We start from the raw sequence: 504 nt of genomic DNA, 5'->3' as shown, positions 1-504 counted from the left end.
TCACGGGTCTCACGCCGGCCGGTCTGCTTGCGGCGGCGGTGGACGCGGATGGCCAGGCGGGCGTGGGGAAAGGCGATTCCGCCGAGTTCGTCGGCGATCCCGCACGTCTTGATCGAGCGGGACTCGCGGCGTCCGTGTCCGGCCCCGGAGGCGGTGTGCTGGACTGCGATGGACTGCCAGGGCAGGGCCGCGAGTTGGGCGTAGGCGGTGGGCTGGTTGGTCTTGATCACGGCGATGTAGTGTGCCTTCTTGGTCTCGACCAGCCAGGAGATGTTCGCCTTGACCGAGTGCAGGGCGTCGAAGGTGACGACGGTGCCGGTCAGGTCCAGCGGTGCCAGCAGCGGCCGGAAGTGTGTGGTTTCGTTCGTCTTCGCGCCGACCTCTACCTGGGCGAGGGTCACGACGGTGCCGTGAGTGACCGCGGAGAGCAGATGCCTGCGCGTCGCGGTGAGACGGGCTGAGCCTTTGAGCGCTTTGCCGTCGACAGCGATCGCGCGCGACCGC

At 68.7% G+C, this 504-nt stretch carries 1 protein-coding gene; it reads right to left on the bottom strand.

Features of this window, described 5'->3' with window-relative positions; genetic code table 11:
• On the bottom strand, positions 1 to 504 hold a 504-nt coding region (locus ACFP2V_RS38535; protein ID WP_381221404.1), incomplete at both ends, for an ISAs1 family transposase.

It is taken from the genome of Streptomyces incanus, assembly GCF_042656345.1.
Taxonomy (GTDB): domain Bacteria; phylum Actinomycetota; class Actinomycetes; order Streptomycetales; family Streptomycetaceae; genus Streptomyces; species Streptomyces incanus.
The sequence above is the reverse complement of the archived record's forward strand: the minus strand, read 5'-3'. Positions and strand labels throughout refer to the sequence as shown.